This window comes from Aminobacter sp. P4_H6_2 (assembly GCF_056400805.1).
Map to the genome: position 1 here is coordinate 1 of NZ_JBFUKO010000109.1, position 11,852 is coordinate 11,852.

Below are 11,852 nucleotides of genomic sequence, written 5' to 3' on the forward strand. Positions count from 1 at the left end.
GGCATAAGCGAGTGTTTGCTTGGGTGCCTCGCGCTGGTCGGCCTTCTTGGGTTCATTGGCAGCCGGTGCTGCCGGCTCTTCGACCGGTTGGGTGTTGGTTTTCGCCGTTTCCGCTCCACGCGGACGCAGCTGGGGCATGGGGCCGTCGGAAGGCGTGTCCGCATAATCCGGCATGGCAGCGTCGTTGGTATCGGGGTTTTGCTCCTGCGCCGCGAGGTCTTCCTCTGGCGGCGTCGCCAGCAAGGTAGACAGCGCGGTGTCGGCGGCTCCGCTCGGGGAGGGGTCGGCATAGGCAAGCACGGTGGGATGCTGGTCGGTCGAGGCAAACCGTTCTGACGCGGGTACTTCGGCCGTTGCGGTGGCAAGCTTCGGCTGGGCGGAACTGGAGTAGCCGAACAGGCTGGCGAGTTTCGGGGGCGTCAGGCTGGCTTTTTTAACGACGGCGTCGAAGCGTGCAGATTTGCCGCTCGCGCCGGCGGTAGCGACTATGAGGTGGCGGGCGGATTTGCCTGTGGTGGCCGCCAAGCTTGCCGTTACAGCGGCGTGCGCCGTAGCCGTGATCAGCCTCGGCGACTTGCTGGTGCTGACAAAGGCGATAGGCGCCCGCGCCTGCTTCTTGTCGGCCAAGGCAAGCTGCGGGCTGGGCAAAAAGGTGGTTGAAGCGAAGGCGCGAGAATTGCTGGTCGCGACCATGCCGGCCATCGACCATACACCCACGCCGGCAAGGGCCGTGCCGAAGGAGGCAATCAGCAGTGGGCGCAACAAGCGGCGCAAGGACTGCGCGCGAACGTTCTTACTCATAAAACGCGTAGCAAGCCAGTTACCCCGCAACGGTGATCAGGTCGGTGAGCGACCGTAGCTGCGTGATGTCCGGATTGTCCCCATCTCGATCAACATCCCCAAAGGATGGACAAATATGGTTAAATTTTGCTTTGCAGTGGTGTGGGGTAATTCMGGCGCCAGATGCAATGTCCAGATTGGGGCGCTTGCGGTTCTTTGGCTCGCATCCGCCCGCGCGCCGCGACCGCTCCCCGAAAGCATTTGCCGTTTGGGGCGGGATCGCCTACATAGCGCCCAACTCCTATCACTTGAGAAGCAGGATACGCGCGCGTGGCACGCCAGTTCATCTATCACATGTCGGGACTGACCAAGTCCTACGGCACCAAGAAGGTGCTGGATAATCTCAACCTGTCGTTCTACCCCGACGCCAAGATCGGCATCCTGGGCCCGAACGGCGCCGGCAAGTCGACCGTGCTCAAGATCATGGCCGGCCTCGACAAGGAATGGTCGGGCGAAGCCTGGCTGGCCGAGGGTGCGACCGTCGGTTACCTCGCGCAGGAACCGCATCTCGACCCGGCCAAGACCGTGTTCGAAAACGTCATGGACGGCGTTTCCAAGAAGACCGCCATCATCGAGCGCTACAACGAGCTGATGATGAACTACTCGGACGAGACCGCCGACGAGGGCGCCAAGCTGCAGGACGAGATGGATCGTCTCAACCTGTGGGACCTGGAACAGCAGGTCGAAATGGCGATGGACGCGCTGCAGTGCCCGCCCGCCGATTCCGAAGTGACCCAGCTGTCGGGTGGCGAACGCCGCCGCATCGCGCTGTGCCGCCTGCTGCTCGAACAGCCTGACCTTCTGCTGCTCGACGAACCGACCAACCATCTGGACGCCGAGACCACGGCGTGGCTGGAAAAGCACCTGCGCGACTATCCGGGCTCGGTGCTGATCATCACCCACGATCGCTACTTCCTCGACAACGTCACCGGCTGGATCCTCGAACTCGATCGCGGCCGTGGCATTCCCTACGAAGGCAACTACACTAAGTATCTCGACGCCAAGGCCAAGCGCCTGATCCAGGAAGGCCGCGAAGACGATTCGCGCCAGAAGGCGATCTGGCGCGAACGCGAGTGGATCGCGTCTTCGCCGAAGGCTCGCCAGACCAAGTCCAAGGCGCGTATCAAGGCCTATGAGGAACTGGTGGAGAAGGCGGATCAGCGCCGCCCGACCGACACGCAGATCGTCATCCCGGCCGGCGAACGCCTCGGCAACGTGGTGATCGAGGTCGATAGCGTGAACAAGGGCTACGGCGACGAGCTTTTGATCGAGAACCTGAACTTCAAGCTGCCGCCCGGCGGCATCGTCGGCGTCATCGGTCCCAACGGCGCGGGCAAGACCACTTTGTTCAGGATGATCACCGGCCAGGAGACGCCCGATAGCGGCACCATCCGCGTCGGCGAGACGGTCAAGCTCGGTTATGTCGACCAGAGCCGCGATGCCCTCGATCCGACCAAGACGGTCTGGGAAGAGATTTCCGGCGGTGCTGAAGTCATCAAGCTCGGCAAGCACGAAGTGAACAGCCGCGCCTATTGCTCGTCGTTCAACTTCCGCGGCGGCGACCAGCAGCAGAAGGTCGGCAACCTGTCGGGTGGTCAGCGCAACCGCGTCCACCTCGCCAAGATGCTGAAGAACGGCGGCAACGTTCTGCTGCTCGACGAGCCGACCAACGATCTCGACACCGAAACGCTGGGCGCGCTCGAAGACGCACTCGAGGCCTATGCCGGCTGCGCCGTCATCATCTCGCACGATCGTATGTTCCTCGACCGCATGGCTACGCACATGCTCGCCTATGAAGGCGACGCGCATGTCGAGTGGTTCGAAGGCAACTTTGAAGAGTATGAGAAGGACAAGATCCGTCGCCTTGGCGCCGATGCGGCCAACCCGCACCGGATGAGCCACAAGCGCCTGACGCGCTAAAATCCTTGAAACGCCCCGCCCACAGCGGGGCGTTTTTGTTTTTGCCGACGCCTCTGGAGTTCAGCGATGAAAGACTGGTCCGCTTCGCAATATCTGAAGTTCGAAGATGAGCGGACCCGCCCTGCGCGGGACCTTCTGGCGCAAATCCTTATCGAAACGCCGAAGTACGTGGTTGATATCGGCTGCGGCCCGGGCAATTCGACCGAGCTCCTCGCCGCCCRCTGGCCTGGGGCAAAAATCTCGGGCTTCGACACGTCGCTGGCCATGATCGCGGAAGCACGACAGCGCTTGCCCGATATCGACTTCCAGCTAGCCGACGCGGAAAGCTGGACGCCGGACGGGCCGGTTGATGTCATCTTCGCCAATGCCGTCTTCCAGTGGCTGCCCAACCATCAGGCAGTGCTCAAGCGCTTGCTCGACCTGCTTGCTCCAGGTGGCTTTCTTGCCGTGCAGATGCCCGACAATATCGGCGAGCCCTCGCATGTGCTGATGCGCGAAACCGCTGCCGCCATGAATTTCGGCGCCAAGATTGCAGGCGTTGCGCGGTCGCCCTTGCCGCCTGTTTCTTCGTATTATGACCTGCTTGTGCCGCAGTCGGCGCGAGTGGATATCTGGCACAGCGTCTACAATCATCCGCTGGCAGATGCCGCGGCCATCGTCGAATGGGTAAAAGGCACGGGGCTTCGCCCCTTCATCGATCCGCTCGATGCGGACGAACGGCAGACCTATCTTGCCGCCTACACCGCAAAGATCGCTTCGGCCTACCCGCCAGTGGCGAACGGCAAGGTTCTGCTGCGCTTCCCCAGGCTGTTCATGGTCGCGCAGCGAAGATAAGAGCCAGCCGCGCTAAGCGCGGTCCGGGTCGCCGAAATCTGATCGCAATCGGAGCCGGATAACGGCCAGCGCACCGTATTCGAACCGCTCTGGCTGGCGTAGAGTGTTCGCCAGCGAATCTGGGGAGGCCTTTGGAGAGGCGGGGTTCGCGAGAAATTGCAGGCATCGGACGGTTTCATGCATCGCGTCATCATCAGCGGTATCGGCGTTGAAATTCCTGAAGCCTCGATCAGCAATGATGAGTTGGTCGAAAGCTTCAATATCTGGGTCGACATCGAGAATGCCAGGCGGCAGGCGGCCGGTCTGGACCTGGTCAAGAAGTCGGACAGCGATTTCATCGTCTACGCCTCCGGCGTCAAGAATCGCCATGTCCACACGCTCGACGGCATCCTCGATCCTGAACGGATGAGCCCGCGCATTGCGCCGCGCGCCGATGACGCGCTTTCGGTCGAGGCGGAGTTCGGCGTGGCCGCAGCGCGCAAGGCGCTCGTTCATGCGGGGCTCACCGGCGCTGATATCGACATGGTCATATGCGCTGCCTCGCATCAGCAGCGGCCCTATCCGGCCATATCAATCGAGATCCAGAAGGAACTCGGCATCGAAGGTGCCGCCTTCGACATGAGCCTTGGTTGCTCGTCAGCGGCGGCGGCATTGCATGTCGCTTTCAATCTGGTGCGTGCGGGCGGGCAGAAGCGTGTGCTGATCGTCACGCCCGAGATTATCACCGGGCATCTCAATTTCCGCGACCGCCAGACGCATTTCATCTTTGGCGATGCGTCGGTGGCCATGGTCGTCGAGGCGCTGGGGCCGAAAGAGACGCGGCCGGGGCGCTTCGAGATCATCGATACGCGCAACTGGACGCAGTTTTCCAACAATATCCGCACCAATTTCGGCTTCCTGCTGCGCGCCGGCCAGGAAAACACCTCCGTCGTCGAGATGGAGGGCAATATGATCAAGCAGGTCGGCAACAAGGTGTTCAAGGAGGTGACGCATGCGGCGCACCGCTTCATCACCGCTTTCCTCGCCGACCATGGCATGACGCCGTCGGATGTCAGGCGCTACTGGCTGCATCAGGCCAATGCGCGCATGAACGCCATGATCCTGAAGCTGGCGCTCGGCCACGAGGCCGACCAGGATACGGCACCCATGGTGCTGGAGCGGCTGGGCAACACAGCGGCGGCCGGGGCCATCATCGCGCTCAAGGAAAACCATGAAGACATGAAGCCTGGCGATTTCGGGCTGATCTGTGCCTTTGGTGCCGGCTATTCGATCGGTGGGGCTTTGGTGAAAATGCATTAAAGGATCACCGTTGGTGATCGGAAGATCAGGCTTTTTGTCTGGATTTCCGTTTGACCGATCTGCATGGTGCCGTCTCAAATCATAAGGCGGAAAAATGCTCGATCCGACGATGCGCAGGGATGGCGAACCAGAGATCTTGCCGGGCAGGAAGCTTCGCGGTCGGGTGGCGGGCGTCTATGTCGCGCCATTCGATCACTTCGTGACGCGGTCCGTGGAAGCCTTGCCGCTCGGCTTCGAAGGCATCGACGGCGATTTCCATGCCGGCCACACCAGACGCTCCGGCGGGCGCGAGCCATGGTATCCGCGCGGTACCGAGATGCGCAATGAGCGCCAGCTTTCGATCGTCGCGCCCGACGAAATGGCGATCGTCGCCGACCGCATGGGCCTGGCTGAGATCAAGCCCGAGTGGATCGGCGCAAACCTTTTGCTCGACGGCGTGCCGATGCTGTCGATGCTGCCGTCGGGCACGATGCTGTTCTTCAAGCGCGGCGTGACGATCAAGATCGATGGGCAGAATGCGCCGTGTCGCATCGCCGGACGCTCGATCGCCGAACATGCTGGCATGGCCGACCATGATGCCGGCTCGCTTTTGTTCCCGAAGGTCGCCAAGCGTCTGCGCGGGCTGGTCGCCTGGGTCGAGAAGCCTGGAACGATCACCTCAGGCGAAGAGGTTTCAGTGCGCGTTCCCGAGCAGTGGGTCTATTAGGGGGACGCATCAGCGTGGCAGGCCGACGTCGGTCAGCGGACCGCTGCGCGAAGCGGTCGCCGTCTTGATCGTGGTGACCTTGTAGGCCTTTCCCGACTTGTCATAAGTCGTCCACTCGCCGACCTGGGTGCCGCTGCTGAAATGGCCGGAACGGAGCTTGGTGCCGTCCTTGCGAAACCATTCCCAATAACCTTCGGCCTGGCCAGCCCGAAGCTGGCCGACAACCCACCGGCTGCCGTCCTTGTGATAGTGACGATATGGTTCGGTGTCTTCCGCCATCTGCTGCCTCCTCGCTGCAAAATAGCCGCCCGTTTTTAACAAACCAGAAATGCTGCCTGCCGGCAATTGGTTGGAGGCAGGCGGGGCTGCTCGGTTACACGTCCTCGTCGTCGGGATCGAGCAGGCGCGTGGCGCGCCAGCGCGTGAGCACGGCATTGATCTCATCCAGGATGAAGAAACGCGCGGAATCGCGGTCGTAGCCTTCCGACAGCAGCTTTTCATAGTCGGTGTGGGCGTGGCGGATATGGGCGACGGTCGCCAGCCACACCGCAATCGACGGTGGCAGCGTCTTCATGTGCTTGGCCTGCGCATCCGCCCTGATCGCCTCGGTGTCGGCGTAAGGCGCCAGCGGCAAGAGCAGCGTCAGCGCCTTGCCTATGGCGCGGCGGCGCCCGGTGGGTGGGTTCATCAGCGGCTGCCCTTGTTCGGGCCGCTGGCGTCGGGGAACGCATCGACGGATGGAAAATAGGGTTTGATATCGATGACCGGCGTGCCGTCGAGCGCATCGATGGCGTCCAGTTCGATGCGCCCGGCTTCGATGTCGATCGAAATGATAGCGGCGATATGCAAGCCGATGGGGTTGGGCCGGGCAGGGGAGCGCAGCGCGAAAACACCTTTGGCGTCAGATGCATGGCGCGGTTTCTGCACAATCAGATTCCGCGGCGCCTGCTCGAACCAGCTGAGGATGACGACGTGGCTGAAGCCGGCAAGACCGGCGAGCCCTGGCCGGTAGGGCGCATCGATGAAAAGCGTTGCGCCACCGCCCTTTTCCCGAGCCGCATTCATGTTCTTGGGGCAATGCTCGCGCAGCTTCCATGGTGAGGTGATGCTGCCGATGAAGACAAGCTTGGCGTCGCCCGGCATGGCTGCCGGATCGTTGGTGAGCGCCACTTCGCCCTCGCGCTGCTCGAACATCTGCATGGCATCCTCCCACCGTCGCGCCATTTTCTTGCCCGCATGCGACATTGGGCGTTGCAATCACTCGTTTCGTCACATAAAGATATGTTTATGTCTTTTGGCGAGAAACGAAGCCGATGCACGTCGCACTCGACACAATGGTAGATACCTTGAAGGCGGCGGCCGAATCCAGCCGCCTTCGCATTTTGACGCTGCTTTCGCGCGGCGACCTGACCGTCTCCGACCTGACCGAGATTCTCGGCCAGTCGCAGCCGCGMGTGTCGCGCCATCTCAAGCTGCTGCTCGAAGCCGGCCTGATCGACCGCTATCAAGAGGGTTCCTGGGCGTTTTTCCGCCTGTCCGATGCCGACCAGGCGCGCGCTTTTGTGCAAGGGCTGGTGTCGGGCATCGACAAGGCCGACAGCCAGGTGGTGCGGGATTTCGAGCGCCTCGACGACGTGAAGCACAAGCGCCAGGAGCGCGCCGCGCGCTATTTCAGCGCCAATGCGGCGAGTTGGGATGAATTGCGTTCGCTGCATGTCGCCGACCGCGCGGTCGAGGCCGCACTTCTGAAGCTGCTCGGCAAGCGCCCGTTCCAGTCGATGCTCGACCTCGGCACCGGCACAGGCCGGCTGCTTGAAATCTTTGCGCCGCTTTATCGCCGCGGCGTCGGCATCGACCAGTCGCGCGAGATGCTGGCGGTGGCGCGTGCCAATCTCGACAAGGCCGGTATTTCCAACGCCCAGGTGCGCCAGGGCGACATCTTTTCGCCTCCAGTCGAGCGCGACGCCTTCGACCTGGTGACCATTCATCAGGTGCTGCACTATCTCGACGACCCCGCCCGCGCCATCCAGGAGGCCGCGCGCCTGCTGCGCCCCGCCGGGCGGCTGGTGATCGTAGATTTTGCCCCCCATGGGCTCGATTTCCTGCGCTCCGAGCATGCGCATGCGCGGCTTGGCTTTGCCGACCGACAGATCGCCGACTGGCTGGCAGAGGCCGGGCTGGAGCTTGAGGAGACGCAGGAGTTCGAACCGCGCGGCTCCTCGAACAAGGCGAGCCTCACCGTCAAGCTGTGGCTGGCGCGCGACCGCCGGCTGCTGATCGCCGACCCCAATCCTGAAATACAAGCCGCAAGGGAAACCGCCTGATGAACCAATACCAGCTGTCCAGGCGTTCAAACATCGGCGAGCGGGTCAAAGTCTCGTTCGAGTTCTTTCCCCCGAAGAACGACGATATGGAAGCGCGGCTTTGGGACACCATCAAGCGCCTTGAGCCGCTCAATCCGCAATTCGTGTCGGTGACCTATGGCGCGGGTGGAACGACGCGAGAGCGCACCGCCCGCACGGTCAAGCGCATCCTTGATGAATCGACGCTGACGCCGGCCGCGCACATGACTTGCGTCGATGCCAGCCGCGCCGAGGTCGACCAGGTGATTTCCGAATTCGCGGCCATGGGCGTCAAGCGCTTCGTGGCGCTTCGCGGCGACCCGAAGGAGGGCGTGGGCGCGGCCTACCAGCCGCATCCCGGCGGCTATGCCAATGGTGCCGAGCTTGTCGGTGCGCTGAAGGGGCAGGGCGATTTCGACATCTCCGTGTCGGCCTATCCCGAAAAGCACCCTGAGAGCCCAGATTTCGCGACCGATTTCGACATGCTCAAGCGCAAGGTCGACAATGGTGCAACGCGTGCGATCACCCAGTTCTTCTTCGACAACGATCTTTACGAGCGTTACGTCGAGCGCGCGCGCAAGGCCGGCATCTACATCCCGATCGTGCCGGGCATCCTGCCGATCCACAGCTTCACGCAGGTCGCCAACTTCGCTTCGCGTTGCGGCGCGCATGTGCCGGCATGGCTCGCCGAGCGTTTCGACGGGCTCGAAAAGGACCCGCAGACGCATGCGCTGATTGCCTCGGCGGTTGCAGTGGAGCAGGTGCATGACCTCGTCGAGCGCGGTGTTGGCGACTTCCATTTCTACACGATGAACCGGGCGGACCTGGTGTTTGCCGTGTGCCACATGATCGGTATCCGCTCGCAGGCAGCACCAAGCTCGGCAGCGGCCTGAGACGGTTCGGAACCAAAAAGGCCGGGATCTTCATCCCGGCCTTTTCGAAGTTTTCCACCTAGAGGTGCTATCGTCTTCCGCCGTCTACGCGGCCTATGGAAGAGCTCCAACAATGAGCGCGCCGATGAAAGTGAATGCGGCGCAAATCATGAGTGCATTGATTGACCTAGTCAGTCCCATGCATAGCCTCCTCTGCGCAAGTCACAGGGCGGAATTTAGGGTCATTTCGGCCACACACAAGAAAAAAATGTGCTGCATTGCGACAAGATTGTGAGAATTGCGACGCAATCTCTCGTCTTAGCCTTTGGAATTATTTGCCAAATGCGCCCGTAAGGGTTGTGGAGAAATTGTGGCAAACTTTCAGCCGGCAGCAGCCGTACGACGTCTGAAAAGGCGCCCGTCGATGGTCACGAGTCCCAGAGCGATGAGGGCCATGCCGGCAAGTTCGAACGTCTCGAGATGCTCGCCAAGGAAGGTCACGCCAAGCAGGATGGCGCTGGCCGGAACGATCAGCGTGACCAGCGAGGTGTTGGTGGCGCCCGCAGACGCGACCAGGCCAAAAAACAGCAGATAGGCAAAAGCTGTCGACAACAGCGCAAGCGCGAGAACCGCCGCCCATACGCCCGCACTCGCCGCAAACAGGCCGCCGGTGCCGTGCACTATGAGCACGATGGGGATCATCATCACGGTCGAGGCGGTGAGCTGGCCGGTGGCAACGATCGCCGGCGGCACGCCCTTCAGCCTGCGTGCCACCATCAGCGCAAAGGCGTAGGACAGCGCTGCTCCGATCAGCGCGAGCTTGGCCCAGACCGGGCCACCGAGGCCGGCAACAAGACCGGGGCCGATCATGACGGCAGTGCCGCCAATGCCGAGCGCGATGCCGGCTAGTTTGTTCCAGTTCAGTTTCTCGTCTGATGTCATCATGTTGGCGACGATCAGGGTCCAAAATGGCGTTGTGGCATTCAGCACCGATGCGAGGCCGGCGCCGATCTCGGTCTGGCCGGCGAATATGAGCGAGAAGGGGATGACGTTGTTGAGCAGCGCCAGCCCAAACAAGGTTCCAGACAGCGGCAAAGCCAGGCGGAAGGAGGGGCCGCGCACCAGCAGATATACGTGAAGCGCCAGGGCGGCGATCATCACCCGAAACAAGACGAGCTTGAGAGGCGCGATTTCGGCCACCGCTATGTGGACGAAGAAGAACGAGCCGCCCCAGATGACGCCCAGCAACAGAAGCTTGGCCCAGTCTCTTGCCGACATTTTGATTCCCTTCGTCGCCTTGTCACATTCAAGCGGTAGTCGCGCTTCTCTGATAGGGCCACCCGATTCCGATGACGTGACGCAGCGGGCCGCTGGATTGCGCGCGGGTTGCATCATCGGCGGCTTGCTTTAGATTTCGCCCCGCAACAAGGAGCTTCCATGCAGCGATTCGAGAATGCGCGCGAGGCAGCACTGGCGCTCCGTCCGGATGCCCCGGTTTATTGTTTCCGGCCCGAAGTGCTGAAAACCGATGCTAGGGCTTTCATGGAGATGTTCCCCGGCAAGACCGCCTATGCGGTCAAGACCAATGGTGAGCTGATCGTGCTCAAGGCGCTGGTCGAAGCCGGGGTGACGATGTTCGACGTGGCGTCGCCCGGCGAGTTCGCGGCGGTGAGGGAGGTCTCGTCGGACGCCGAAATGATCTACATGCACCCGGTCAAGGCGCAGTCCGACATCCGGCTGGCGCTCGAGACCTATGGCATCAGGGTGATTGCGGTCGACCATGAAGACGAAATCACCAAGCTCAGCCGCGTGGTGCGCGCGCTCGACATCGACCCAGGCGCGATCACGGTGTTCGTGCGCGTGCAGACCAAGGGATCGGCGGCCTATGAGCTGTCGAAGAAATTCGGCGCGGGACCTGCCTATGCGGTCGAACTGGCCGAACGGCTCAACCGCAACGGCTACAAGGTCGGACTTTGCTTCCATGTAGGCTCCCAGATCGAGGATCCCGATACCTATGAGCGGGCGCTTGCTTCGGTCGACTGGGTGCGCAACCGCGTCAGCTTCGATCTTGCCGGATTGGACGTCGGCGGCGGCTTTCCGGCCGAATATGGCCATGACCCCAACAGCAAGAAGCCGGCGATGCCCTCGATCGGGCAGATCATGTCGCGCTTTCGCGGCGACCTGAAGGAATATAATTTCGACGACATGCCACTGGTGGCTGAGCCCGGCCGGGTGATCGTGGCGCGCTGCCTGTCGCTGATCGTGCGGGTTTTGCTGCGAAAAGGCCGGCGCATCTACATCAATGACGGTATCTGGGCGTCGCTGTCGGATTCCTGGACCGGCAAGATCACGCTGCCGGCGCGTTTCATTCCCGATCCGGCGATCCGCACGCGCAATGGCGACGTCGGCAAGATCGTGCCGTTCAAGGTGTGCGGGGCGACCTGCGATTCCGTCGACATCCTGTCGCGGCCGTTCTGGTTGCCTGAAACGATCGACACCGGCGACTGGATCGAGATCGGCCATATCGGCGCTTATTCGCTGTCGCTCAGGACCCGATTCAACGGCTTTTACCCCGACACATTCGTCGAGGTGACGACGCCGTTCGACGAGGGCGAGGCACCAGTCGGATTGGCCAGCCTGGAAACGATGGCGGATTGAAAGGGAGCGAGTAGGGAATAGGGAAAGCGGCTTGAATTGCTGCGCGAACTCTCCGATCTACTATTCGCTATTCGCTATTCGCTATTCGCTAAGTGACCATTCGCATGCGCATATTTCTTCTTGGCGGCACCGGCTTCATCGGCAGCCATGTCCTGCGGCGCCTGATCGCTGCCGGACATCATGTCGTCGGCTTGGCCCGTTCCGAAGCCTCGGCTGACCGGTTGAARGCGGCGGGCGCAACGGCACTGCTGGACGATCTGCGCAAACCTGGGGAATGGGCAGCCAAGATCGGGCCGGTAGATGCTGTCATTCAGGCCGCGTCGGATTTTGGCGACGACATGGGGCCGGTCGAGGCGGCACTGCTCGACGCGCTCTTGCCTG

The 11,852-nt window shown here is 62.0% G+C and carries 12 protein-coding genes and 1 pseudogene; 8 read left to right on the top strand and 5 right to left on the bottom strand.

What is annotated here, in order from left to right; all coding sequences use genetic code 11:
- Positions 1-801: pseudogene (locus tag AC1DUU_RS11155) on the bottom strand (DUF2778 domain-containing protein); the annotation flags it as partial.
- A gap of 309 nt (positions 802-1,110) precedes the next feature.
- On the opposite strand from AC1DUU_RS11155, the gene ettA reads away from it, so the two are divergent.
- The 4 genes from ettA (at position 1,111) to AC1DUU_RS11175 (ending at position 5,599) form a co-directional block, all read left to right on the top strand.
- On the top strand, positions 1,111-2,760 hold the full coding sequence (gene ettA / locus AC1DUU_RS11160) for an energy-dependent translational throttle protein EttA (protein ID WP_476783483.1): 1,650 nt from the start codon (positions 1,111-1,113) through the stop codon (positions 2,758-2,760).
- A gap of 66 nt (positions 2,761-2,826) precedes the next feature.
- A complete protein-coding gene (gene tam, locus AC1DUU_RS11165) occupies positions 2,827-3,594 on the top strand; it encodes a trans-aconitate 2-methyltransferase (RefSeq protein ID WP_476783484.1) in 768 nt (255 codons plus the stop codon).
- Between the two features lie 177 nt (positions 3,595-3,771).
- A complete protein-coding gene (locus tag AC1DUU_RS11170) occupies positions 3,772-4,893 on the top strand; it encodes a beta-ketoacyl-ACP synthase III (RefSeq protein ID WP_476783485.1) in 1,122 nt (373 codons plus the stop codon).
- 94 nt (positions 4,894-4,987) lie between these two features.
- Positions 4,988-5,599 (top strand): MOSC domain-containing protein, encoded by a 612-nt coding sequence (locus AC1DUU_RS11175; protein WP_476783486.1) that lies wholly within the window; start codon positions 4,988-4,990, stop codon positions 5,597-5,599.
- Positions 5,600-5,608: 9 nt separating this feature from the next.
- On the opposite strand, the gene AC1DUU_RS11180 is transcribed toward AC1DUU_RS11175, so the two are convergent.
- The 3 genes from AC1DUU_RS11180 to tsaA all read right to left on the bottom strand — a co-directional run bounded on the left by AC1DUU_RS11180 (position 5,609) and on the right by tsaA (position 6,793).
- On the bottom strand, positions 5,609-5,878 hold the full coding sequence (locus AC1DUU_RS11180) for a toxin-antitoxin system YwqK family antitoxin (protein ID WP_476783487.1): 270 nt from the start codon (positions 5,876-5,878) through the stop codon (positions 5,609-5,611).
- Positions 5,879-5,972: 94 nt separating this feature from the next.
- Complete coding sequence (locus tag AC1DUU_RS11185; RefSeq protein WP_476783488.1) at positions 5,973-6,287, bottom strand: DUF2293 domain-containing protein; 315 nt, start codon at positions 6,285-6,287, stop codon at positions 5,973-5,975.
- Entirely contained in the window at positions 6,287-6,793 is a 507-nt protein-coding gene (gene tsaA / locus AC1DUU_RS11190; RefSeq protein WP_476783494.1) for a tRNA (N6-threonylcarbamoyladenosine(37)-N6)-methyltransferase TrmO, read from the bottom strand. Before tsaA ends, AC1DUU_RS11185 begins: the two co-directional genes overlap by 1 nt.
- A 119-nt stretch (positions 6,794-6,912) precedes the next feature.
- Between tsaA and AC1DUU_RS11195 the strand changes: the two genes are divergently transcribed.
- The gene (locus AC1DUU_RS11195) at positions 6,913-7,923 is read left to right on the top strand and encodes an ArsR/SmtB family transcription factor (protein ID WP_476783489.1); all 1,011 of its coding nucleotides are present in this window, start codon (positions 6,913-6,915) and stop codon (positions 7,921-7,923) included.
- Positions 7,923-8,834, top strand: coding sequence for a methylenetetrahydrofolate reductase [NAD(P)H] (metF, locus tag AC1DUU_RS11200; RefSeq protein WP_476783490.1), 912 nt, complete (start codon positions 7,923-7,925; stop codon positions 8,832-8,834). Before AC1DUU_RS11195 ends, metF begins: the two co-directional genes overlap by 1 nt.
- A 360-nt stretch (positions 8,835-9,194) precedes the next feature.
- On the opposite strand, the gene AC1DUU_RS11205 is transcribed toward metF, so the two are convergent.
- A complete protein-coding gene (locus AC1DUU_RS11205) occupies positions 9,195-10,091 on the bottom strand; it encodes a DMT family transporter (RefSeq protein ID WP_476783491.1) in 897 nt (298 codons plus the stop codon).
- Between the two features lie 159 nt (positions 10,092-10,250).
- Between AC1DUU_RS11205 and AC1DUU_RS11210 the strand changes: the two genes are divergently transcribed.
- Together AC1DUU_RS11210 and AC1DUU_RS11215 are read left to right on the top strand one after the other, a co-directional pair.
- On the top strand, positions 10,251-11,471 hold the full coding sequence (locus AC1DUU_RS11210; RefSeq protein ID WP_476783492.1) for an alanine racemase: 1,221 nt from the start codon (positions 10,251-10,253) through the stop codon (positions 11,469-11,471).
- A gap of 104 nt (positions 11,472-11,575) precedes the next feature.
- Positions 11,576-11,852, top strand: a 277-nt coding sequence (locus AC1DUU_RS11215; protein WP_476783493.1) for an NAD(P)H-binding protein, incomplete at its 3' end; no start/stop codon positions are given.

Coding starts and splice junctions, on each gene's coding strand:
- AC1DUU_RS11180 (WP_476783487.1), bottom strand. CDS start 5,878: ATGGCGGAAGACACCGAACCATATCGTCACTATCACAAGGACGGCAGC.
- AC1DUU_RS11210 (WP_476783492.1), top strand. CDS start 10,251: ATGCAGCGATTCGAGAATGCGCGCGAGGCAGCACTGGCGCTCCGTCCG.
- AC1DUU_RS11205 (WP_476783491.1), bottom strand. CDS start 10,091: ATGTCGGCAAGAGACTGGGCCAAGCTTCTGTTGCTGGGCGTCATCTGG.
- tsaA (WP_476783494.1), bottom strand. CDS start 6,793: ATGTTCGAGCAGCGCGAGGGCGAAGTGGCGCTCACCAACGATCCGGCA.
- AC1DUU_RS11185 (WP_476783488.1), bottom strand. CDS start 6,287: ATGAACCCACCCACCGGGCGCCGCCGCGCCATAGGCAAGGCGCTGACG.
- metF (WP_476783490.1), top strand. CDS start 7,923: ATGAACCAATACCAGCTGTCCAGGCGTTCAAACATCGGCGAGCGGGTC.
- AC1DUU_RS11175 (WP_476783486.1), top strand. CDS start 4,988: ATGCTCGATCCGACGATGCGCAGGGATGGCGAACCAGAGATCTTGCCG.
- AC1DUU_RS11170 (WP_476783485.1), top strand. CDS start 3,772: ATGCATCGCGTCATCATCAGCGGTATCGGCGTTGAAATTCCTGAAGCC.